The 317-nt window shown below is 37.9% G+C and carries 1 protein-coding gene; it reads right to left on the minus strand.

Annotated features, from left to right (window positions below):
* Positions 1-317 (minus strand): hypothetical protein (locus SB689_RS22815; RefSeq protein WP_410694352.1); only part of this gene is annotated, 317 nt, incomplete at both ends.

Here is a 317-nt window from a genome sequence, read left to right on the forward strand (position 1 = left end):
AGTTCCGTGGAAGCTTAGTTCAGCTCCTGATTCTTTTGGCTCATCTTCGGATATAGAAACTGAACTATTTTCGTTTTCAATAATAGCTTCAGGTTCTACCGATTCTACCTCTTTATTTTCTGCCGGCAATAAGCTTTCTGTTTCTTCAAAGCTTAGATTTTCCTCTTCTTCAACTTTTTCTTCTTCAGTTTCTGAGGTGATCACATCTTCATCAATAACTGCTGTTGGAGTGAAATTTTCACCTGCATTTTCTTCAATTTCAGCCTGTACTTCCTCTTCTTTATTGTGAGCCGTTTCTTCTGATATGGCTTCTAGCT

Source organism: Chryseobacterium sp. SIMBA_038 (genome assembly GCF_046535115.1).
GTDB lineage: Bacteria > Bacteroidota > Bacteroidia > Flavobacteriales > Weeksellaceae > Chryseobacterium.